The sequence below is a fragment of the Rhodanobacter umsongensis genome (assembly GCF_042654965.1).
Lineage (GTDB): Bacteria > Pseudomonadota > Gammaproteobacteria > Xanthomonadales > Rhodanobacteraceae > Rhodanobacter > Rhodanobacter umsongensis.
Genome location: NZ_JBHSMK010000002.1, coordinates 359,874 through 381,338 on the forward strand (window position 1 = coordinate 359,874; position 21,465 = coordinate 381,338).

Consider the following 21,465-nt stretch of genomic DNA (forward strand, 5'->3'; position numbering starts at 1 on the left):
CTCTCGCGACTGCGTCGTGAAGCTATCGTCGCACTTTGCCGCGACCGTGTCCCGTTTCTTCATGCAGCAGCTTCGCTCATGACCTCCATTTCGTGACGGGCTTCCATGCAGCGGTCCATGCTTATGCGCATGCTGACGTAACTGCGCTTGATGCAGTCGCCCACATGTGCCACCTCCTCCGCGGCCGGCGCGGTTCCCATCAAGGTGCAGACGATTTCCAGGGCCTCCCATGGGTGGGTATCGTCATACGCGGCATGCAACTGTAGCCACCTCAAGCTGCCCACCCTGACCTGGGACGGAAAGCTTTCGGCATAGGCCTTGCTCTCGTACACCTTCTGCGACCACTCGCCGGTGGCCCCCTCGACGGCGTAATTGGTGGCGGCAATGCTGGCGGCAAGCGAGCCAGTGGTGCAGATCTCCTCGCACCAGCTGGCCAGCGTTCCCGTGCCGTGCGGCGCCCGGCCGTGCAGCACGACGTCGCGTTCCACGCCTTCGCCTTCGGCCCACGCCAGCCAGTACTCGGCATGGTTCTGCTCCACGCGGATGTTGCGCACCAGCCAGCGCCGCGCGAGATTGTCGCCCGGGCTGCGGCCGAAGCGGGTTTTCAGCAGGCTCAATGCCATATAGGCGGGAAAGCGCTCGATGACCGGCCAGATGCCCATCATGAAATTGGCGGTGGAGACACGATCCAGGCTGGCTGAGCCCATCAGGTCCCACAGCTCGTGCTCCACGACGCCTCGTTTGGCGCTTTCGCAATCGGCCACCATTTGCTGGGCCCATTGCGGATAGCTGGTCAGTTCGGTCAGCGGGCCGCTGCGCTCGAAATGATTGGAATGACTGGAATGGTTGGAATGGTTCATGGGATTTTCCTCGGAGTTGGGCGCTTCAGTTGATTGCTGCTTTCGCGTTGCCGGCGCGCAGCCATAGCCCGCTACCGGCCCTGTCCGGTACCGCGATGCGATGCCGGAATCCCTGAAATCGTGCCCGTTACCGATAGCCGCAGTGGCGCCCGCGCCTGTAAGGGCCGCGCGCTCCTGCTATTTGCACCCACATGCAACGATGGCCAGACGGGTCACGCTCTGCCCAGCAAGGGTAACCCTGTGTCGGCAGTCAGATGCGCCACGATTCGGGGCGGCTCAGCCACTCACCCCGAACAGCATGCCGACGCCCGCGGTGACCGCCATCGCCAGCGCGCCCCAGAACGTGACGCGCAGGGTTGCCGTGCCCACCTTCGCGCCACCGGTGCGCGCCGAGAGCGCGCCCAGTGCGGCGAGGAACAGCAGCGAAGTACTGAACACCAGCGGCAACAGGACGGCCTCTGGACTCAACGCCACCACCGCCAGCGGCAGGGCCGAGCCCACCGCAAAACTCAATGCCGATGCCCCGGCAGCCTGCAGCGGCCTGGCTTTGAACGTCTCGGTGATGCCCAGCTCGTCGCGCGCATGCGCATCGAGCGCGTCGTGCGCCATCAACTGCTTGGCGACTTGCCCGGCCAGCGCCGAATCCAGCCCCCGGCCCACATAGATCGCGGCCAGCTCCTTATGCTCGCCCTCGGTGTCGGTCTGCAGCTCGTGGTGTTCGCGTTCAAGCTCGGCGCGCTCGCTGTCGGCCTGCGAATGCACGGACACGTACTCGCCAGCTGCCATCGACATGGAACCGGCCACCAGCGAGGCAACTCCGGCGACCAGGACGCTCTGTCCGCTGACATGCGCCGCGGCCACGCCCATCACCAGGCTGGCGGTCGAGACGATGCCGTCGTTCGCACCCAGCACGGCTGCGCGCAGCCATGCGACGTTGCTGGTGCGGTGTCTTTCATGGTGACGTCGGCGCATGGGCCATCTTCCCGATAGGTTGGAGGAAATTGCGCAATCGCTGACCGCGTTGCGCTTCCGGCAATACGAAGCGTAGCGGCGAGCGCAGCCGCGGCGACAATGTGTACGCCGGCTGCCCGCACCGCGCAAATGCTTTCCGACCCGGGCGTGGTCGGCCCGCACTGAGCGCTGGCCTGCGGTGCAGGGGACGGTCCTGCTAGTGTTGGCGGGTACGCCATGCGCCCGACGGGCTGACCCGCTGGCGCCCGAAGCAGCATCGCACCGCCATGAACGCGAAAGGGAACGACTGATGCAGGCACATGCAGCAAGACAAATCCGTTGGCCGATCCGCGCCTCCCTGCAGCGCGTGCGCCTGCCCGCTTTGCTGCAGGCCGTCGCGTTGCTGCTGATCTGCGCCAGCGCCCGCGCCGGGGCCAGCACGTCCGATCAGGCGCGCTGGCAGCGGCAAGCGCAGGCGGTCACGATCACCCGAGACGACTGGGGCATCGCGCACGTGCACGGCAAAACCGACGCCGATGCCGTCTTCGGCATGGCCTACGCGCAGGCCGAGGATGATTTCAACCGGGTCGAGACCAACTACCTCAATTCGATTGGCCGGCTCGCCGAGACCGAGGGCGAGGCCGCGATCTGGCAGGATCTGCGCCAGAAGCTGTTCATCGATCCAGTCGTGCTGGAATCGCTTTACGCGAAGAGCCCAGCCTGGCTGCAGACCTTGATGAACAGCTGGGCCGACGGCCTCAACTACTACCTGGCCACGCATCCCGACGTGCACCCGCGCGTCATCAGGCATTTCGAGCCGTGGATGGCGTTGAGCTTCTCCGAAGGCAGCATCGGCGGCGATATCGAGCGCGTTTCGCTCGACCAGCTCGAAGCGTTCTACGGACATGGCCGTCCGGCCCTCGCACGCGTCGAGCCGCCATCGAGCTGGACCGAACCGACCGGATCGAACGGCATCGCCATTGCGCCCCAGCTGACCGCCGACGGCCACGCCCTGCTGCTGATCAACCCGCACACGTCATTCTTCTTCCGCTCCGAGCTGCAGATGACCAGCGACGCCGGGCTCGACGCCTACGGCGCCGTCACCTGGGGCCAGTTCTTCATCTATCAGGGTTTCAACCACCACATCGGCTGGATGCATACCTCCACCGGCGCCGACGTGGTCGACGAGTTCGCCGAAACCATCGTGCACAAGGACGGCAAGCCGTTCTATCGCTACGGCAAGGCACTGCGACCGGTCACTACGCGGAGCATCGACGTGCCCTATCGCGCGAAGGACGGCTCGATGGCCACGCGCCGCTTCACCGCCTTCTTCACTCACCACGGTCCGGTCGTGCGCGAGAAGGACGGCAAGTGGATCGCCACCGCGCTGATGAACAAGCCGATGGAAGCGCTCGAACAGAGTTGGCTGCGCACCAAGGCCAACGACTATGCCAGCTACATGAAGGTGGCGGAGCTCAAGGCCAACTCGTCCAACAACACCCTGTTTGCCGACGACAAGGGCGAGATCGCCTATCTGCATCCCCAGTTCATTCCCGGGCGCGACGACCGCTTCGACTATACCAAGCCCGTCGATGGCAGCGACCCGGCCACCGACTGGCAGGGCCTGTTGCCGCTGGACAAGGCGCCGCACGTGCTGAACCCGCCGAACGGCTGGGCAATGAACACCAACGACTGGCCCTATTCCGCGGCCGGCAAATACAGCCCGAAGCGGGCGGACTATCCGCGCTACATGGACACCTTCGGCGAGAACCCCCGCGGCATCCATGCCACCGGCCTGCTGACTGGCGCGCACGACCTCAGCATGGCCGGGCTGATCACCAAGGCATTCGACTCGTACCTGCCCGCGTTCGCGCGGCAGTTGCCGATTCTGATCGCCGACTACGACGCCCTGCCCGCCGACGATCCGCTCAGGCCCAGGCTGAAAGGCCAGATCGCGATGTTGCGCAACTGGGACTATCACTGGGGCATCGCCTCGATGCCGACCTCGCTGGCGGTGTTCTGGGGCGACACCTTGTGGGACGAGGTCGACAAGGCCGATACCTCCGAAAGCCTTTCGGTCTACGACATCATGGCCCGCAAGGCCGGTGCGAAGGCACGCCTGGGAGCGCTCGTCGAAGCCTCCGACCGGCTGACGAAGGACTTCGGCAGCTGGGGCGTGCCATGGGGCGAGATCAATCGGTTCCAGCGCCTCAACGGCGATATCGTGCAACCGTTCGACGATGCAAAACCAAGCATCCCGGTGCCGTTCGTGTCGTCGCGCTGGGGCTCGCTCGCGTCATTCGGCGCGCATCGCTGGCCGGGCACGAAGCGCTATTACGGCACCGGCGGCAACAGTTTCGTGGCGGTCGTCGAGTTCGGCCCGAAGGTACGCGCCCGGGCGATCACCGCGGGCGGCGAAAGCGGTCACCCGGATTCGCCGCACTTCAACGACGAGGCCGAGCGCTATACCACCGGCAATCTGCGTGAGGTCTACTTCTGGCCCGAGCAACTGAAGGGGCACACCGAGCGCGCCTATCACCCCGGCCCGTGACGCCATGCGCTTCATCGGCGCGCCGGGGATGCCGCGCCGATGCTCCCGAAGCCCTTCAGGCGACGAGAGGCGGCTGGCCTCCGTCGTCGGCGCACCGCCCGGCCTTCAATGCCGCTTGAAGTACTGCACCTCGCGTTCATGCTTCTCGGCGGCCTCGCGCGTCTTGAACGTACCGAGGTTGCGCCGCTTGCCGGTGTCGGGATCCTTCTTGCGCGAGTAGAGCCGGTATTCGCCAGATTTCAGTTTTCGGATCATGCGGGCAACCTCCATGCACAGACTCGCAGCGCGTGGGTCGCGAGAAAGTGATGGACGGCTGGACGCCGGTCAGATCGCGGCAGCGATGCGACCCACCTCGGCGAGCACGGCATCGCGCTCGTCGTCGGTCGCGGTGGACTCTGCGTAGTACGCCGTCACCAGCAGCGGCTTGCGTCGCGGCGGCCAGACGATGGCGATGTCATTGGTTTCGAACCGCGGGCCGCGGCCGGTCTTGTCGCCCACACGCCAGGCGTGCGGGATGCCGGCGCGCAGCAGGCTGTTGCCGGTCGTGGTGGCACGCAGCCATGCGAGCAGTTGCTGGCGCGACGCCTCGGAGAGCGAGTGGCCCAGCAACAGCGTTTGCAGATCGGCCAGCATCGCGCTTGGCGTCGTGGTATCGAACAGGCCGCCGGGGCTGGCCAGGTTGAGCCCGGGCTCGATCCGGTCGAGCCGGGTCATGTCATCGCCGAGGCTGCGCGCGTAGGCCGTCACAGCGGCGGGCCCGCCCAGGCTGGCCAGCAGCAGGTTGGCGGCGGTGTTGTCGCTCACCGTGATCGCCGCCTGGCACAGTTCGGCCACGGTCATGCCTGGCGCGCCTGCACGGGTTTCGCATATCGGCGCGTAGGACAGCAGCGCACCTTTGTCGAAAACGATGCGCCGCTCCAGTTGTTCTGCACCGCGATCGACACATGCCAGCACCGCAGCCACGATCAGCAGCTTGCACGTGCTGCACATCAGAAAGCGTTCATGGGCGCGATGCACGGTTCGGCGCCCGTTGCCGGTGTCGAGGACGGCCACGCCCAATCGCCCGCCGTGGCGGCGCTCCAGCGCAGCGAGCCGCGCCGGCGCATCGCCACCGCTATCGACGGCGAGCGATGGCAAGGGTTGAAGAGCCATGGCGGAGGCGCCCAACAAGGCGCCCTTCAGAAGATCTCGACGATTCATGGGTCACCGCGTGTGGCCGGGGGAGACTGGCGCACGACTGCGCCAGCCCTCCCAGCCTATCCATCATCGATGACTTTTCGCAGCGGCGGACAGGGCTATGCCGTGGCAACCGCCCATCGAGGCGGCTCAGCCGCGTCGCGGAATCATCAACCCGCGCTGCACCGCCGGGCGCGCCAGCCCTCGCTCCAGCCAGGCGACGACGTTGCCGAAGCTGTCGTACTGCACGATGTCGCGAGCCTCGTAGAACGTGATGAGGTTGTTGACCCAGCCGAGGGTGGCGATGTCGGCGATGCTGTAGTCGTCGCCCATGATCCAGTCACGGCCGTCCAGACGGCCATCCAGCACGCCGAGAAGGCGCCTGGATTCGTTGACATACCGCTCCAGCGGCCGCTTGTCGGCGATGTCCTTGCCGGCAAACTTGTTGAAGTAGCCCAGCTGGCCAAACATCGGACCGATCGACGCCATCTGGAAGAACACCCACTGGATAGTCTCCCAGCGCCGCGCGGCGTCCGCCGGGATGAACTGCCCCGTCTTGTCCGCCAGGTACAGCAGGATCGCACCGGATTCGAACAGCGCCAGCGGCTCGCCGCCCGGGCCATCCGGATCGATGATCGCGGGGATCTTGCCGTTCGGATTGAGCGACAGGAACTCCGGCGTGTGGCTCTCGTCCTTCATGATGTCGACGAGGTGCGGCTCGTACGCAAGCCCGGTCTCCTCCAGCATGATCGATGCCTTCACTCCGTTGGGCGTGTTGAGCGAATAGAGCTGGATGCGATCGGGATGCCGGGGCGGCCAGCGGGTGGCGATGGGAAAACGGGAAAGCTGGGACACGTCTTGCTCCTGTCTGTCAGGGGTGATGGCGAATGATGCCGGCCTGTCTCGACCTCGCATGACAGCCATATGGAGGGACGACCCGGGCATTGCAACGTGGCGCGCTCACCACGCCGCGCGCATGCAGGCGGCGATCCCGCGGCCCGCGCCTGAACGGGGATGACCCGCGTCCGATCAACCTGGCATTCACCCGCGCCGGGTCACGCTGGCACTCGCTGGCCTGGCCGATGCCCACCGTCGTCCCGGCATCCCACCACCGCAGGCACGGCCTGCGCATCGAGGACATGGCGACTCATGGATTACCTTGCCTGGATCGGAGCCATCGGCGGCCTGCTGCTGCTCACCTCGCTGCTGTCCGGCTGGATCCACGATACCCCGATCACGCATTTCGCCATCTACCTGCTTGCGGGGATGGCGGTGGGTCCCTGGGGCCTGGGTCTGGTGTACATCGATCTGCGTGGACACGGCGCCTGGCTTTCCCGCGTCACCGAGATGGCGCTGGTGGTGTCGCTGTTCATCACCGGTCTCAAGCTGCGGCTGGGTTTTCGCAATCCCGCGTGGCGCGATGCGGTGCGGCTGGCGTTCCCCGCGATGGCACTGACCGTGGCCGGCGTCGGCGCGGCGGTGCACTTCTGGCTGGCCCAGCCATGGGGCTTTTCGCTGCTGGTCGGTGCGCTGGTGGCGCCGACCGACCCGGTACTGGCCAGCATCGTTGCGGTGGACGATGCCCGTGACGCCGACCAGATGCGTGCAGCCTTGTCCGGCGAAGCGGGGCTGAATGACGGCTCCGCCCTGCCCTTTCTGATGCTTGCCTTGATGCTGATGGCGTCGCCCGGTTCACTCGATTTCTCCATGACCATGCACTGGTTGCTGGTGGACGTGCTGTGGTCGTTCGCGGCGGGACTGACGCTGGGTTTTGGCCTGGGCTGGATCGTCGGCTTGCTGGGCACCTGGCTGCGAACCGCATCGAAGGATCTGGCGCCGGGCGACTTTCTCGCGCTGGCGCTGATGGCCTTGGCCTACGCCGGCGCCGGGCTGCTCTCGGCCTCCGGCTTCCTCGCCGCGTTCGCCGCCGGCCTCGGCCTGCGCAGCGCCGAGCTGTACGTGGTCACGCACCATCCGCATCCGCACTTCACCGATGCTCCCGGCAAAGGCGAGATCGAGCAGACACATCCGCCCGCCGAGATGCTGGTCAATCCCAACCGGCGCGAACACCGTGACGTCGAGCAGCCGGCCGCGTCGGTGGGACTGATGGTTTCGGACGCCCTCTCCTTCGGCGACACGCTGGAGCGGCTCATCGCCTTCGCGCTGGTGCTGCTGGCGGGCGTGGTGTGCGCGCGCTACTGGAGCCTCGATGGCGTGATCCTGGCCGGCCTTCTGTTCGTGCTGATACGGCCGCTGTCGGTAGGGATCGCCCTGCTCGGCTCCGCGGCGCCGCCAGCTCGCCGCCTGCTGATCGGCTGGATCGGCATACGCGGGATCGGCACGCTCAACTATCTGGCCTACGCGCTCACCCATGGCATGAACGAAGCACAGTCGATGCTGGCCGCCCAGCTTGCCATCACCATTGTGGTGCTGAGCGTCCTGGTGCACGGCATCACCGCGCAGCCGTTGATGGCATGGCGCCGCGCCAGGATGACTGCACGCCGGCAGGGCAGTGGCGATTCGAATCGCCGTACAACGCCAACCCCGCCATAGAGCCGACGGCATCGACCATGAGATGCGCCGGCACGCAGACGCGCCTGCGCCGGCGAAGCCCCTAGCCGGCCCGCCGCACGCAGCGCAGCCAGCGCTCGTCGACGCGCCTGGCGAACCACGCCGTGGTGAGCTTGCGCGTGATCTTCGGACTCTTCAGCACGATCCCTGGAAGCACCGCGCGCGGCAGGGGTTTGCGTTCGATCCGTTCGGCCAGCGCGAACACGCGGGCATGGAGCTGGCTGTCGTCGAACTCCCTGCGTTGGCTCTGCTCCAGTGCGCGGTGAATCACCGCGTCGCTCATGCCAAGTTGCGGGCCCAGGGCGCGTACCGCCAGTTCCGTCGCACCAGCGGGATCGCCCATGCCGGCATCGGGCTGGACCAGATCGCCGTCCAGCGCGAGCGGGATGCCGGAGGCCAGGCTCACGGCGTTCTGGAACGCAGCATTGCGGCTGGCGTACCAGCCGGCATTGAAGTCGGCGAATCGATAGAGCGGCTGCGGATAGTTCGCCGGATAACCCAGCAGATGCATGACGCCGAAGTACAGGCCGCCGCGCCGGCTGAAGACCTCGTGGCGGATCGAACCCTGCACCGGATAGGGATAGCCACGCGCGTGGGCTTCGGCAAAGGCGATGCTCACCTGCATCGGTCCACCGGTGTGCACCGGATTGAGGTCGCCGAACAGGCGCCGGCCCAGCGGCACCATGCCGATGAAGTCCTGGAAGATCTCGCTCAGCTGCCTTTCGGTACGTGCACCCTGCAGGCGCTCGCTGTAGCGGCGGCCGTCAGGCGACTTCAGCCACAGCGCAGCATCCACCAGCAAACCCGGCACATGCCGCGACGCCGCGCGCCGGTCGATCTCCTGGCGGGCGATTCGGCCCAGCCCAGGAACCGCCGGATCGACCTGAAAACCCGATTCCTGCCCGGTCACCGCCAGCACCGAACACAAGTTTTCCGGTGTCGGCGCGATGCCCTGCGCCGCGAAAGCTGCCTGGATGTCGGTGGCCCAGCCCTCGCGATCGTCCGCCCCGGCCGGCATCAGCCGCATGATCTCCGCGCGCACCTGGGCCGGGCGGCGCAGCGGCGCTTCCTGCGGGCGTTGCGCGGCGCAGCCGGCAAGCAGAACGGCAATGGCCAGCCACGGCGCAACGATGCGACTACGCATGAAGACTTCGGCGCCGCCCTTTCTTGAGGAGATGGATCGGAGCCACGTCACGGTTGCCCTTTGAGATCATGGCCACCACTCTGCCAGCTGCCTTGTAAATCATTTGACAAGCCCGGCCCGGCATCATGCCTTTGCCCCGCGCCCAGGTCGCCGCGGCGGCCGCTGCGCGAATGGCGCCATCGGTGGATGCGCTCCGTTGGCACGCGTATCCACTCCCATGCGGACAAAAGCCGCCGCCTCGACCGCGAAGTGCCCGCATGTTGCCGCATGACGAAGCATGCGACTTGCGGCGGCCACCCATGGCACGCGCGCGGATCCGCGGCTTCAGCCAGCCGTGCCTGCCGTCACGGCCGCCACGGCCGTCGGGGCATCGCCGGCGGCGACGCTGGCCACGGTCGCGCGCGAGGTGAGCATGGCGCCCAGCACCAGCAGGCATACCAGCAGGGAAGCACCGAAGAGGGTTTGCAGCATCAGGGTCTCGAATTTCATGGTCGTTCTCTCGTGGGCGTCGGAATGAAGCTTTCGAGAATGGGATGGCAAACGTCGTGCCAACCGCGAATAGACCGGCAAACCGCATTCCCCGGCCATCCCTTCGTTTGCCATGGCGCGACGACAGGTGTCCGCGGACGATGGCGATCTGTCCGGTCAATGCGGGCGGACGGCGGACACGGTGCAGACGGGGAATGATGCGATGAGCGCGCATGCCCACCATGCTGCGGAGCATGCCCGGCCACCGCGCAGCTGCAGTCATGCGAGTAACCTGCGCGTACCGCCGGCCTTGCCGGCATGCCCGGAACGCGTGCGGTGGATGCGCTTTCTGAAGTGCTGAAGACCATACGGCTCGATGGCGCGATGTACATCAACGCCGAGTTCACGGCGCCATGGTGCGCGGCGGCGAGCTACGGGCTGCCGAGGGCGACGGCGCAGACCGCTGGCGCCGACCATATCGTGTTCTTCCATTGCCTCACCGAAGGCCAATGCAACGCGCGCCTGGTCGATGGCGAGGAGACCTTGTCGCTGCGCAGCGGCGATCTGATCCTGTTCCCGCACGACCATCGGCACCTGCTCGGCAGCGATCTGCAGTTGCCACCGGTCGATGCGGACAGCGTCACGCCGAAGGCGGCCGCGGGCGAACTGATCCAGCTCAGGCACGGCGGTGGCGGCGTCGCGACCCGTTTCGTGTGCGGCTATCTCGCCTGCAATCGGCGGGTCAGCAAGGCGCTGTTGGCGGCCCTGCCGGAGATGTTGCGCATACCGCTGCGCGACGACCTGACCGGTACCTGGCTGTTCGAGCTGCTGTTGCACGGAGTCAACGAGTCGTCGGCCCAGCGGCCCGGCGCGCAGTCGATCCTGGCGAAGTTGTCCGAATTGCTGTTTGCCGAGGCATTGCGGCGCTACGCGAGTTGCCAGCCGGGGCAGCAGGGCTGGCTTGCCGGCCTGCAGGATCCGATCGTGGGCCGTGCGCTGGCGCTGCTGCACCGGCAGCCGGCTCATGCGTGGACGGTCGAGGCGCTGGCTGGCGCGGTGGCCTCGTCCAGGTCGGTGCTCGCCGAGCGCTTCACGCGCCTCACCGGCGAATCGCCGATGCAATACCTCACCGGCTACCGGCTGGCGCTGGCTGCGCAGGCATTGCGCAGCGGTCGCGATGGCATCGCCAGCATCGCGGCGAACGTGGGCTACGGCTCCGAGGCGGCCTTCACGCGCGCATTCAAGCGCGAGTTCGAGCTGCCGCCTGCGGCGTGGCGCAAACGCGAGGCGATCGATGTGGCGGGCGCCTCGCCGGGGTCGCCCGCCACTGCCCCGGCAGCGCCGGCAAGCTGAGTAGCGCTTCAGGCAGCCTCGCGCCGCGCCGCCATCGCGAGCACATCCTCGGTCGATAGCGGATTGCCGCCGATCGCCCAGTCGCCACTCTTCACTTCCTCGATCACCACCGTGGTTACCGGGCGCAGGTGTTCGCCCTCGACGCTGACCATGGCGTCGGTCAGCTGCGTGGCGAGCTGCTGCTTCTGGCTGGCGCTGAAGACGCCTTCGATGAGTTTCACATTGATGAAAGGCATGGTGTCTCTCCGAGGTTGCGTGACGCGCGGCAGGAGTGCCGGCCACGCGATGGACTCTACGCAGCCACAGTCAGGCGCGGAATGATCGAGGCGCCGCCAAACTTCGCCGCAACACCGCGGCCGCAGGTACAGCGCCTCGTGTCCGGCGCGGGCGATCCACCATCGGCCGCGTTCTCGGTTCAGGCCATCGTTCCGTAGCTGCCGCGCTCAGTCATGAACGACCTTCTCGATACGGCGATCGGGGATCAGCCACAGCAAGGCCGCCAGCACGTAGATCACCTGTCCGGCCCACGACCGCCAGAGCGTCAGTGCGATTCCCGCAAGGTAAAGCGCCGGCGAGAGCTTGCCTTTCCAATCCGATCCGACCGCGCGCCGGAGCACCGAGCCCTGGCCATCCGCCGCGATGAGCGCCTGCTGCAGTATCAGGTAGGCCAGCGCGGCCATCAGCAGCACCAGCCCGTACACGGCCGTCGGCACGGCAGCAAAGTGGTTTTCGCCCATCCAGGCCGTGGTGAACGGAAACAGCGACAGCCAGAAAAGCAGGTGCAGGTTTGCCCACAACACGGCGCCGGACACCTTGTGGATGGTGGAAAGCATGTGGTGGTGGTTGTTCCAGTAAATGCCCACGTACCCAAAGCTCAGCACGTAACTGAGCAGCACCGGCGCCAGCGGAGCCAACGAGGCGAGCGAGTGCTCGCCCGGCACCTTCAGCTCCAGCACCATGATGGTGATGATGATCGCGATGACGCCATCGCTGAATGCTTCCAGCCGCCCCTTGCCCATGTGCCGCCTCCCGACGACGATCGCCCGAGCCGCCAGCTTGACTCAGAACTTGCGCGGTTGCACAGTCGATGGCCGCTTTCCATTCGCCCGCTCGCCCGGCCTGGCCTCAACGCGTCGGCGGGAATGGCGCGGCCGTTGCATCAGCCGACGTCTCAGCTGGTGTGATCGAGAATGATCCTCCAGCCTTCGGCCGTCTTCTCCCACAGTAGCGAGAACACGCCAGCGTCCTGGGCAGCTTCGCCATGGGCAGTCCGGTCGAGATGAAAGCGTCCGGTCACGACGGCATAGCGCAGTTCGCCGCCTGCGCCTGGCAACAGGCGCACATCCAGATCGGAAAACGTCAGTTGCCCCATCTGCTCTCGGGTGGCGTAGTGCTTGCGATAGCTGTCGAGAATCGCGCGGTAGCCTTTGCGCACGTTGCTGCCGACGAACGTGGTGTCGGGCGCGTCCTTGTAGCCATGCATGAAATCCACGATGTCGCCGCGGTTCCAGGCGACCTCCTGTCGATGCAGCACCTGGCGGATCGCGGCGGCGTCATCGGCTGCCGCCGCCATGCTCGAACCGACGCCCCCAAGCCCGGTCAACGCGAGCAGGGTCCCGAGCAGAAGGTGAAACCGCCGTGCAGTCATCGCATAGTCCATGGTGAGGCGTGATTGCGCATCATAGTGACTTGCGCGGTTCCCGCTCGCTGCATGCCCGGCGGTTCTCCAGGCTGAGGCAGGAGCGACCGAGCCATGGCGGGGCTGCATGGCCGCGACGGGCGCCGAGTGCGACAGCCTCGACAAACGCAGGCATCGTCCCCATCTACGGACAGCCATTACCACCTCGGAGACAACCATGACCGCAACGACTGAACGTGCCGTCCTCGCCGGCGGCTGCTTCTGGGGCATGCAGGAGTTGATCCGCCAGCAAGCGGGCGTGCTGTCCACCCGCGTGGGCTACGCCGGCGGTGACGTACCCCACGCCACGTATCGCAACCACGGGACGCATGCCGAGGCCATCGAGATCATGTTCGATCCGCAGGTGATCAGCTACCGCACCCTGCTGGAATTCTTCTTTCAGATCCATGACCCCAGCACGCCCAACCGCCAGGGCAATGACCGCGGCGCCAGCTACCGTTCGGCCATCTTCTACACGAGCGAAGCGCAGAAGCAGATGGCCGAAGACACCATCGCCGACGTGGATGCCTCCGGCCTGTGGCCCGGCAAGGCAGTGACCGAACTGGCGCCAGCAGGCGATTTCTGGGAAGCGGAACCCGAGCACCAGGATTACCTGCAGCACTACCCCAGCGGCTACACCTGCCACTTCATCCGGCCGGAATGGAAGCTGCCGCGGCGCGCGTAGCCGCGGATGCCGGTCGTCCCGTCACCGTTGCGGATCGATGGCGTTGGCGTCATGCGCGAACCCGGCACCGCGGCCACGATCTGCTGCCGACAACGCTCGTCCAGGCAGATCCAGGGCTGCGTCGCCACTTCTCCCGGTCCCGCTTCGCCCCCATATGCTGCCGATGACCCCGCTGCAGCAGTTCATCGACGCGTATCCCCGCCTGTTCGTGTTGACCGGCGCCGGTTGCAGCACCGACTCGGGCATCCCCGACTACCGCGATCGCGACGGTCAGTGGAAACGCGCGCCACCGGTGAATTACGGCGTCTTCATGGGCGATGCGTCCACGCGCCGGCGCTACTGGGCGCGCAGCATGATCGGCTGGCGGCGTTTCGGGTGCGCGCTGCCGAACGGCACGCATCACGCGCTGGCCCGGCTGGAGCAGCGCGGACAGGTCGAGCTGCTGGTGACGCAAAACGTGGATCGCCTGCATCAGCGCGCCGGCAGCGAACAGGTGGTCGACCTGCATGGCCGCCTCGACGAAGTGCGCTGCATGGGCTGCGACTGGCGGCTGCCCCGCGGCGCGTTCCAGCAGTGGCTGGTGAAATGCAACCCGAACTGGGCACAGCTCGACGCCGCCGATGCGCCGGACGGCGATGCCGATCTGGTCGGCCACGATTTCACGCAGTTCGAGGTGCCACCCTGCCCGCTTTGCGGCGGCATCGTGAAACCCGATGTGGTGTTCTTCGGCGAGTCCGTGCCGCGCGACCGCGTGACCATCGCTACGCGCGCCTGGCAGGCCGCCGACGCGGTGCTCGTCGTGGGTTCTTCGCTGATGGTTTACTCCGGCTACCGCTTCGTCGACGCCGCCGCGCGCGCCGGCAAGCCGGTGGCCGCCGTGACATTGGGGCGCACCCGTGCCGACCCGCTGCTCACGTTGAAGGTCGACGCGCCATGCCAGGAGGCGCTCGCATTCCTGTGAACGACGCGCCTGCCGACCCGCTGGCAAGTGGCGCAAGGGTGGCGCCGGTGATCGGCCCTGCGCACGCACGGGTCGTCGTGGGCCAGCGGAAAGATACGTCCACTGTTCAAGGCATCGGCGCCACTTCCACGGCCACGGGCTATGGCATCGGAACCGATCCGGTCACGGTTGCGCCATGCAGCCCCGCACCCGCCGCAATGGCGAGCACCTGGCCTTTGCTGCCGCAGCCGCATGATGGTGAACGAGTTCCATCGCGTGGCGTTGGAGCATGGCGGCAGCAGCGACGGTGCGCCAGGCCGGCGGCCGGACTGCAACCCCAACGATGACGGAGCCTTCGTCCGCGACCCGCACGGCAACAAGCTCGCAGCGGTGACCGGTTCGGTCGCCTGAAAGCCGGCAGCACGGTGCCGGTGTCCGAGGCATCGGATCAGCCATCGGCGGCAGGGCCGCCGGTACGTTGCCGGCGGCGTTCCGCGATCCATCTCAGCCAGGGTCCGCCGTGGAACACGCTCATCAACACGTACATCGGGATCATCCCGCTCAGCGGCGATGCGCCGTGCGCGGCCGAGCAGGGCATGTCCATCGGGCCGCCGTCGTGCGCGCCGGCCAGCACCGCCATCAGGGCGAAGGTGGGAGTGGCAGCCAGGGCCAGCCAGCCGGCCACGCCGCGGCCAGCCGCGCTGCGATTCCCGTGGCCCGCGTGGCAGGTGCCTGCGTGGACATGGCTAATGCGCACCCCGCTTCTCCTGGCGTGGACCACCCGCGCCAACCGGCTCACTGCTTGCCGTACTCATCGTGGCGGCGCCACCAGATGCCGGTCTCGTTGCGGCCCCTGGGGGCGCGATCGAGCCACGGGTACATGCCCCAGATGCCGTCGACGCCGCGGGCATAGGTGGAATAGGTGTGGTAGACCACGCCGTCCTCCAGCACGAACGAGCTCATGCCAGGCCGGTCGCGAGCATACGTGGGCGCGTCGGTTCCGCAGGTGGCTGCGAGCTGGGCAACCGGTTCCGGGGCGGGCACCGCATCCATGGCGTGTCCGCCGCGGACGTAGTTGTACTCGACGAGGCCGGCACGTTGTTGTTCCTCGGTGAACGAGATATTGAAGTCGAAGTTGAAATCGCTGCCGAACGAGGACGCCCAGGGAAATGTCCACCCCATCCGCCGCTTGTACGCCTGCAGCTTGGCAAGCGGCGCCTGCGATACCGCGGACAGCGCGACATCATGATTGGCCAGATGCACGACCGATCCGTTGAAGCCGTCCGCTATCGCCGAGCACGACGGGCAGCCGGCCGCGTAGTCGGGCCCGAACATGAAGTGGTAGATCAGCAGTTGGGAGCATCCGCGGAACAGTTCGGCCAGCGGTACGCTGCCTTCCTCGGTGTCGAAGCGATAGTCCTTGTCGACCCGCACCCACGGCAGCGCCTGCCGCTGCTGTGCCAACGCATCGCTGCGTCGGGTCAGGGCCTTTTCTTCCTGCAGCAGTGCGAGCCGTGCCGCCAGCCATTCGTCGCGTGTCCCGGTTTCATGTGTCGTCATCGCTGCGTCTCCTGTCGTCCGCCTTGTGTGGTCACGCCATGTGGGTGAGTGGTTGTGCGATAGATTAGGAACCGGGCACCGAAGGTGGGAGTGACAAGTTTGGCGGGATTCGGATGGATGCACTGATCACGGCGGCGGCGCTCGCGCTCGCGGCGGGCGATCCGCTCGGCGCGCTGAAGCGGGTGGCGCTGCGCGAGGATGCGCCGGCGCTTGCGCTGCGCGGCATCGCGATGGCTCAGCTCGGCGATTTCGCACGATCGAAGCTGCTGCTGCACCGAGCCACGCGCGGCTTCGGTCCGGACGAAGCCATGGCGCGCGCGCGCTGCGCCGTCGCCGAGGCCGAAGTCGCGCTGTTCTCGCGCGACCTCGGCGGGTCCACGAAGGCGCTCGATGCGGCGCGGGCGGTGCTGCAAGCCCACGGTGATCACGCGAATGCCGCGTATGCGCAGTATCTGCAGGCCCGGCGCCTGCTGCTGATCGGCCGCCTCGACGAGGCCGAACGCGCGCTTGCCCCACTCGATGCCGCCGCCCTGCCACCCGCCTCGCGCGCCTCCTGCGAGCTGGTCATCGCGGGAATCGCCATGCGCCGGCTGCGCGCGGCAACGGCGCGCGCAGCCCTGATCCGGGCCGAACAGGCGGCGCGCCAGGCCCGCATTCCGGCGCTGATGGCGGAGATCCAGAGCACATTCCTCGTGCTGGACCGGCCCGCCGCACGCCTGATCGCGCAAGGCGACGAGCGGCTGCTCAAGCTCGACGAGGTCGAGGCATTGCTGGGCTCCACGGCACTCATCGTGGATGCCTGCCGCTACGCGGTCCGCGACGCGGGCTCGCTGATCTCGCTGGAGCGTCGTCCGGTACTGTTCGCGCTCGCGCGGGTTCTCGCTGAAGCGTGGCCCGGCGACGTATCGCGGGCCACGCTCATCGCACGAACCTTCCGCGCGAAGCACGCCGACGAATCGCATCGCGCTCGGTTGCGGGTGGAAATCGGACGACTGCGCGCGCTGCTCCGGACCGTCGCCGGCATCAGCGCGACGAAGCACGGCTTCGCGCTGGTACCGCATCACGCAAGCGCGGTAGTGGTGCTGGCCAGGCCCGTCGACGACGCCCATGCGGCGGTGCTGGCGCTGCTGGCCGACGGCGAATCGTGGTCGAGCTCGGCCTTGGCGCTGGCGCTGGGTACCAGCCAGCGCGGCGTGCAGCGGACGCTCGACGCGCTGGCGAAGGCAGGCAAGGTGGACTCGTTCGGCCGCGGTCGGGCCTGCCGCTGGATGAATCCGCCCGTCCCGGGATTCCCGACAAGCTTGTTACTCCCGGCGCCCTTCCCCGGCGACTAGAATGGGCAACATGAAACGATCAAACGCTGAAGTCATCTGCGAGTACGGTCCCTTCCCGGGTGTCGAAGAGGTGGCCGGCGTCACCTACGACGGCGAGCGCATCTGGTTCGCCGCCGGCGACAAGCTGGCCGCCTTCGACCCGACGATCGAAGCGGTGCAGCGCATCATCGACGTCGCCGCCCAGGCGGGTACGGCGTTCGACGGGCGCCACCTTTTCCAGATCGCCGAGAGCCGCATCCAGAAGATCGACCCGGCGACCGGCCAGGTGCTCGCCACCATCCCGGCGCCGGGCGGCGGGGGCGACTCCGGGCTCGCATGGGCCGAAGGCGCGCTGTGGGTCGGGCAGTACCGCGACCGCAGGATTCATCAGATCGATCCCGAAACAGGGGCGATTCTCCGCACCATCGCCTGCGACCGCTTCGTTACCGGGGTCACCTGGGTCGACGGCGAGCTTTGGCACGGCACCTGGGAAGACGGCGAAAGCGATGTTCGACACATCGACCCCGTTACCGGAGAGGTTCTCGAGAGCCTGCAGATGCCATCCGGTGTCGGCGTGTCGGGCCTCGAATCCGATGGCGGCGGAAGGTTCTTCTGCGGCGGCGGAAGCAGCGGCAGGATCGTCACCATCCGCCGACCCGGATAGCTCAGCCGCACCGAGCCCGCCGAAGTGCGGGTGGAACTTGCCGGCCATGTGACGCCTGGGAAGATGCCGCTCGACACGCTCGCCAGGAGAGACCCACCAGGCCCTGGCGGAGGGCGGTGACCGCAGCCATGGCTGAGTCCTGCTCCTGCAGGCGCTACCATGCCAGGATTACCTGCGCGTGCCGCCATGAGCGGCACCAGGAACCGGCATCCATGATCTCCAAGCTGCCTCCCCTCGCCGACGTACTCGATCTGCTGCCCGACGCAGTGTGCGTCGTCAGTGCCGAGGGGCGTTTCCTGTATGTCAGCGCAAGCTTCGAACGCATCTTCGGCTACACCTCCGACGAAGTGCTGGGCCAGCGAATATTCGATCTGGTCCACCCCGATGACCGTGCGGCGACCGTGGAGCAGGCCGAGCGGGTGACGGGTGGCGCTCTGCAGCACCATTTCCGCAATCGCTACGTGCACAAGGACGGCCACACCGTGGACATTCAGTGGTCGGCGCGCTGGGTACCCGACTACGGCGTGCGCATCGGGGTAGCCCATGAGGTGACCGAACTGCGACGTGCCGAGCGCGAGCTCGAGTACCGCGCCAGCCATGATGCGCTGACTGGACTGTACAACCGGCATCGCCTGCAGTACGAACTGCAGTACGCCATTGCCCATGCAGTGCAGACCCACGACGGCCTGGCCGTGCTCTACCTGGACCTTGACGGCTTCAAGGAAGTCAACGACCGGGGCGGGCACGACGCCGGCGACCGTCTGCTGTGCGAAGTCGCCCAGCGCTTGCAGCAAGGCCTGCGAAAAGGTGACCTGGTGGCTCGCGTCGGTGGCGACGAGTTCGTGGCCGTGCTCCCCGGCTGTCGCGATGCCGAGGCCGCCCGGGCCATCGCCGATGGCTTGCGCTCGCGGCTGAGTCCACCCTTCGCGCTGCCCGACGGCTTGTTTCGACTGGACGCCAGCGTCGGGATCGCCTGCTTCCCGGCAGACGGAAGCGATCCGGAGACGCTGCTGGCGCAAGCCGACCGCGCGATGTATGCCACCAAGCGCAAACGGTAACGACGGCCAGGCATCCGCCACATCGGGCCGCTCCGCCACCGCACTCCGGACGATGCTCGAACGCCAGGCATAGGCCAACGGGGGTGCGACATGGCACTCGGGGATCAGGCTCTCAACGCCGCGATATCAGGGCGTGCCTCCATATCGTGCGCGCCGCCAGCGCGACAGGCCTCGCCGCCGGGAGCCTGGGCGAACGGCGCTACCAGCAGACCTGCATCCAATGTGTCCGCGACGAGCGCCAGGCTGACGATCGCGATGCGGTGGCCGGCGCTGGCGGCCTGTACCGCCAGCGTGCTGTCGGGAAAGCGCGTCGTAGACCCGGACATCCCGGAATGACGGGCTACGGCAACCGGCTGGCGTGGCTTGCCGCCAGAAGCCATGCGCCGCGCCGGCGGATCCATGTGTCCGTGTACCGGAAATCGGCGACGAACGGTTTCCCGCCGGCACGGCCACGGATGCTGGTGATGCCGACGATCAGCGCGGTGTCGCCGTACAGACGCACCTGCTGGTCGTGGTTGTGGAACACCTCATAGTGCGGCTCGCGCGTGGCGACCTCGCCGAGGTTCTGCTCGAGGTTTGTCACGTTGCCGTGCGAATCGACGAGCGTGAAATCCGCCGTCAGCGCGCGACGCAGGGCATCGGCATGACCGGCTTCGAAGGCCTGGCACACATCGGCCTCGGCATGCAGCAGGTCGCGCGTCAGCCGACTCGGTTCGGCCGCCGCCGCAGTGCTCGCCGCTACCATCAGCAATGCCAGCAACCAGTGTTTCCCACCGTTCAAGTTGAGTTTGGGCATGGCGTGGATATCTCCTCGACGTCAATAGGGTTGGTTGAAACGGAAGGGGCCGATCCGTTTGCGCGCATCCGGCACAGGGATCAACCGCCGTACTGCTTCGGGATCGGCGCGCCGGGGCCCTCGCTCTGCCAGTAGATCGTCACCACCCACCAGCGATGGCCGTCGAACATCAACTGGAAGCTGTTGATGCCGCGCTGGAATGGCTTGGCATCGGCTGCGGCGTGACGCGATTCGTAGGTGCTGAACACCTGGGCGATGGCGCCATAGCGGTCCACCGTGCGGTGCGACTCGCGTTCGAAGAAGCCCTCCTTCGCCATGGCGGGATCGGCGCGGCGGATGAAGTCCTCCACGCTCATGACGTGCGCCTCGACGGTGCCGTCCTTGCCGGCACGCACGGGAATCAGCCGCGCGCCCGGGACAAACAGCGAACGCAGGCGATTCCAGTCGCGCTGCCGACCCCTGGGGCCGGAGATCACGTCGTAGACCGCCTGCATGATCGCGTCCATCGAGGCGACATCGCCGGGCTTCGCGGCAGGCGTACTCGTTGCAGCTTGGCTCGATGCCGCAGCAGTTTGCGCAGCAGCAGGCAGCGGCGAGCCGCCTGCGAAGGCCAGCGCGCAAGGCACCAGAAGCATACGTAATGAGATGGACCCCATGCTGTGTGTTCTCCGCCGTTAGCTGGATGAAGGCTGCGCCGAGCGCCGCGTGCGATTCTGCACGATAAAACGCCGCATCGGTAACCGCGGCGGACCGCGATCCGCGGACAAGTGAAACTGCAGACTCATGTCGCCGCTCCCGCTTGGCGGCACGCCCGGCCCTGTCCCGGCTCAAGTAGCATGCGCAGACCTCCACTGCAGCAGACAGCAGCATGCGATCTTCGGCGCAGGCAGACCCGCTTCTTTCGCACCCACCGATCGGCGCGCTGCTGCGCGAGTGGCGCACCGTGCGGCGCATGAGCCAGCTCGATCTCGCGCTGGAAGCCGGCATGTCCGCCAGGCACCTGAGCTACGTCGAAACCGGCAAGGCACAAGCCAGCCGGGAACTGATCTGCCGGCTGGCCGATGTGTTCGGCATGCCGTTGCGCGAGCGCAACGCGTTGCTGCTCGCCGGCGGCTACGCGCCGCAGTACCAGGAGAACGCGCTGGCCATGCCCGCGATGGAGCGGATGCGGCAGGCGATCGAACTGATCATCACGCACCAGGAGCCCTACCCGGCCTTCGTGATCGATCGGCAATGGAACGTGCTCATGGCCAACGAGGCCGCGGTCAGGGTCAATCGCCTGCTGATGGATGGCCGCGAGAGCCGGCACGCCAACCTGCTGCACCAGGTGTTCGACCCGGCCGACTTCCGCCCGGTGATCATCAACTGGCCGGAGGTCGCGGAGAAGTTCATCCGCCATGTCCATGAGCAGCTCGCCGCCGTTCCCACGGATCGCGCGCTGCAGGCCTTGCTGGCCGACGTGCTGGGCTACCCCGACGTGCCGCGGCACTGGCGCATCCGCGACCTGGAGAACGGGCCCGCGCCGCTGCTCACGCTGGCGTTTCGCAGCCGCCGGGGCGAACTGCGCTTCTTCGAGACGATCACCACCTTCTCGATGCCACGCGACGTCACGCTGGACGAACTGCGGATCGAGTGCGCCTTTCCTGCCGACGACCACACGGCCGCGGTCTGCGCCGACCTGGCCGCTTCCGCCTGAC

Annotated in this window: 25 protein-coding genes; 10 read left to right on the forward strand and 15 right to left on the reverse strand. The window is 67.1% G+C overall.

What is annotated here, in order from left to right:
* Window positions 1–59: 59 nt before the first annotated feature.
* Both ACFPME_RS01705 and ACFPME_RS01710 read right to left on the reverse strand, forming a co-directional pair.
* The gene (locus ACFPME_RS01705) at window positions 60–860 is read right to left on the reverse strand and encodes a TenA family transcriptional regulator (protein ID WP_377301379.1); all 801 of its coding nucleotides are present in this window, start codon (window positions 858–860) and stop codon (window positions 60–62) included.
* A gap of 276 nt (window positions 861–1,136) precedes the next feature.
* Window positions 1,137–1,832, reverse strand: coding sequence for a VIT1/CCC1 transporter family protein (locus ACFPME_RS01710; RefSeq protein ID WP_377301381.1), 696 nt, complete (start codon window positions 1,830–1,832; stop codon window positions 1,137–1,139).
* 289 nt (window positions 1,833–2,121) lie between these two features.
* On the opposite strand from ACFPME_RS01710, the gene ACFPME_RS01715 reads away from it, so the two are divergent.
* Window positions 2,122–4,362, forward strand: coding sequence for a penicillin acylase family protein (locus ACFPME_RS01715; protein ID WP_377301383.1), 2,241 nt, complete (start codon window positions 2,122–2,124; stop codon window positions 4,360–4,362).
* A gap of 105 nt (window positions 4,363–4,467) precedes the next feature.
* Here the strand turns inward: ACFPME_RS01715 and ACFPME_RS01720 are convergent, their stop codons facing one another.
* The 3 genes from ACFPME_RS01720 to ACFPME_RS01730 all read right to left on the reverse strand — a co-directional run bounded on the left by ACFPME_RS01720 (window position 4,468) and on the right by ACFPME_RS01730 (window position 6,393).
* Window positions 4,468–4,617, reverse strand: coding sequence for a hypothetical protein (locus ACFPME_RS01720; RefSeq protein ID WP_214557193.1), 150 nt, complete (start codon window positions 4,615–4,617; stop codon window positions 4,468–4,470).
* A 69-nt stretch (window positions 4,618–4,686) separates the two neighbouring features.
* Entirely contained in the window at window positions 4,687–5,562 is an 876-nt protein-coding gene (gene bla / locus ACFPME_RS01725) for a class A beta-lactamase (RefSeq protein ID WP_377301386.1), read from the reverse strand.
* 126 nt (window positions 5,563–5,688) lie between these two features.
* Window positions 5,689–6,393 carry a glutathione S-transferase N-terminal domain-containing protein gene (locus ACFPME_RS01730; RefSeq protein ID WP_377301388.1) on the reverse strand — a complete coding sequence of 235 codons (705 nt, stop codon included), beginning with the start codon at window positions 6,391–6,393 and terminating at the stop codon, window positions 5,689–5,691.
* A 294-nt stretch (window positions 6,394–6,687) separates the two neighbouring features.
* Here ACFPME_RS01730 and ACFPME_RS01735 point away from each other — a divergent pair, with 294 nt between their 5' ends.
* Window positions 6,688–8,091 (forward strand): cation:proton antiporter domain-containing protein, encoded by a 1,404-nt coding sequence (locus ACFPME_RS01735; RefSeq protein ID WP_377301390.1) that lies wholly within the window; start codon window positions 6,688–6,690, stop codon window positions 8,089–8,091.
* 61 nt (window positions 8,092–8,152) lie between these two features.
* On the opposite strand, the gene ACFPME_RS01740 is transcribed toward ACFPME_RS01735, so the two are convergent.
* Entirely contained in the window at window positions 8,153–9,253 is a 1,101-nt protein-coding gene (locus ACFPME_RS01740; RefSeq protein WP_377301392.1) for a DUF1615 domain-containing protein, read from the reverse strand.
* 324 nt (window positions 9,254–9,577) lie between these two features.
* On the reverse strand, window positions 9,578–9,742 hold the full coding sequence (locus ACFPME_RS01745; protein ID WP_377301394.1) for a hypothetical protein: 165 nt from the start codon (window positions 9,740–9,742) through the stop codon (window positions 9,578–9,580).
* A 315-nt stretch (window positions 9,743–10,057) separates the two neighbouring features.
* Between ACFPME_RS01745 and ACFPME_RS01750 the strand changes: the two genes are divergently transcribed.
* Entirely contained in the window at window positions 10,058–11,074 is a 1,017-nt protein-coding gene (locus tag ACFPME_RS01750; RefSeq protein ID WP_377301396.1) for an AraC family transcriptional regulator, read from the forward strand.
* An 8-nt stretch (window positions 11,075–11,082) separates the two neighbouring features.
* On the opposite strand, the gene ACFPME_RS01755 is transcribed toward ACFPME_RS01750, so the two are convergent.
* The 3 genes from ACFPME_RS01755 to ACFPME_RS01765 form a co-directional block, all read right to left on the reverse strand.
* A complete protein-coding gene (locus ACFPME_RS01755) occupies window positions 11,083–11,310 on the reverse strand; it encodes a tautomerase family protein (RefSeq protein ID WP_377301398.1) in 228 nt (75 codons plus the stop codon).
* A 207-nt stretch (window positions 11,311–11,517) separates the two neighbouring features.
* Window positions 11,518–12,093: a TMEM175 family protein gene (locus tag ACFPME_RS01760; protein ID WP_377301400.1), complete on the reverse strand. Its 576-nt coding sequence runs from the start codon at window positions 12,091–12,093 to the stop codon at window positions 11,518–11,520.
* Between the two features lie 152 nt (window positions 12,094–12,245).
* Complete coding sequence (locus ACFPME_RS01765; protein WP_377301402.1) at window positions 12,246–12,722, reverse strand: YybH family protein; 477 nt, start codon at window positions 12,720–12,722, stop codon at window positions 12,246–12,248.
* Between the two features lie 208 nt (window positions 12,723–12,930).
* On the opposite strand from ACFPME_RS01765, the gene msrA reads away from it, so the two are divergent.
* The 3 genes from msrA to ACFPME_RS01780 all read left to right on the forward strand — a co-directional run bounded on the left by msrA (window position 12,931) and on the right by ACFPME_RS01780 (window position 14,788).
* Window positions 12,931–13,437 (forward strand): peptide-methionine (S)-S-oxide reductase MsrA, encoded by a 507-nt coding sequence (gene msrA / locus ACFPME_RS01770; RefSeq protein ID WP_377301404.1) that lies wholly within the window; start codon window positions 12,931–12,933, stop codon window positions 13,435–13,437.
* A 163-nt stretch (window positions 13,438–13,600) separates the two neighbouring features.
* Window positions 13,601–14,398, forward strand: a complete 798-nt coding sequence (locus ACFPME_RS01775; protein WP_377301406.1) for an NAD-dependent protein deacetylase — start codon at window positions 13,601–13,603, stop codon at window positions 14,396–14,398.
* A 231-nt stretch (window positions 14,399–14,629) separates the two neighbouring features.
* Window positions 14,630–14,788 (forward strand): VOC family protein, encoded by a 159-nt coding sequence (locus ACFPME_RS01780; protein WP_377301408.1) that lies wholly within the window; start codon window positions 14,630–14,632, stop codon window positions 14,786–14,788.
* A 37-nt stretch (window positions 14,789–14,825) separates the two neighbouring features.
* On the opposite strand, the gene ACFPME_RS01785 is transcribed toward ACFPME_RS01780, so the two are convergent.
* Window positions 14,826–15,134 (reverse strand): hypothetical protein, encoded by a 309-nt coding sequence (locus ACFPME_RS01785; RefSeq protein WP_377301410.1) that lies wholly within the window; start codon window positions 15,132–15,134, stop codon window positions 14,826–14,828.
* Window positions 15,135–15,172: 38 nt separating this feature from the next.
* Entirely contained in the window at window positions 15,173–15,937 is a 765-nt protein-coding gene (locus ACFPME_RS01790; RefSeq protein ID WP_377301412.1) for a DUF899 domain-containing protein, read from the reverse strand.
* 113 nt (window positions 15,938–16,050) lie between these two features.
* Between ACFPME_RS01790 and ACFPME_RS01795 the strand changes: the two genes are divergently transcribed.
* The 3 genes from ACFPME_RS01795 to ACFPME_RS01805 all read left to right on the forward strand — a co-directional run bounded on the left by ACFPME_RS01795 (window position 16,051) and on the right by ACFPME_RS01805 (window position 18,972).
* Window positions 16,051–17,271: a helix-turn-helix domain-containing protein gene (locus ACFPME_RS01795; protein WP_377301414.1), complete on the forward strand. Its 1,221-nt coding sequence runs from the start codon at window positions 16,051–16,053 to the stop codon at window positions 17,269–17,271.
* Between the two features lie 10 nt (window positions 17,272–17,281).
* Window positions 17,282–17,914: a Vgb family protein gene (locus ACFPME_RS01800; protein WP_377301416.1), complete on the forward strand. Its 633-nt coding sequence runs from the start codon at window positions 17,282–17,284 to the stop codon at window positions 17,912–17,914.
* 212 nt (window positions 17,915–18,126) lie between these two features.
* Window positions 18,127–18,972 (forward strand): diguanylate cyclase domain-containing protein, encoded by an 846-nt coding sequence (locus ACFPME_RS01805; RefSeq protein WP_377301418.1) that lies wholly within the window; start codon window positions 18,127–18,129, stop codon window positions 18,970–18,972.
* 104 nt (window positions 18,973–19,076) lie between these two features.
* On the opposite strand, the gene ACFPME_RS01810 is transcribed toward ACFPME_RS01805, so the two are convergent.
* The 3 genes from ACFPME_RS01810 to ACFPME_RS01820 form a co-directional block, all read right to left on the reverse strand.
* A complete protein-coding gene (locus ACFPME_RS01810; RefSeq protein WP_377302864.1) occupies window positions 19,077–19,352 on the reverse strand; it encodes a type 2 periplasmic-binding domain-containing protein in 276 nt (91 codons plus the stop codon).
* Window positions 19,313–19,768: a nuclear transport factor 2 family protein gene (locus tag ACFPME_RS01815; RefSeq protein WP_377301420.1), complete on the reverse strand. Its 456-nt coding sequence runs from the start codon at window positions 19,766–19,768 to the stop codon at window positions 19,313–19,315. The genes ACFPME_RS01810 and ACFPME_RS01815 overlap by 40 nt, the downstream gene beginning before the upstream one ends.
* A gap of 80 nt (window positions 19,769–19,848) precedes the next feature.
* Window positions 19,849–20,274, reverse strand: coding sequence for a hypothetical protein (locus ACFPME_RS01820; protein ID WP_377301422.1), 426 nt, complete (start codon window positions 20,272–20,274; stop codon window positions 19,849–19,851).
* Between the two features lie 362 nt (window positions 20,275–20,636).
* On the opposite strand from ACFPME_RS01820, the gene ACFPME_RS01825 reads away from it, so the two are divergent.
* Entirely contained in the window at window positions 20,637–21,464 is an 828-nt protein-coding gene (locus ACFPME_RS01825) for a helix-turn-helix domain-containing protein (protein ID WP_377301424.1), read from the forward strand.
* Window position 21,465: the final 1 nt, after the last annotated feature.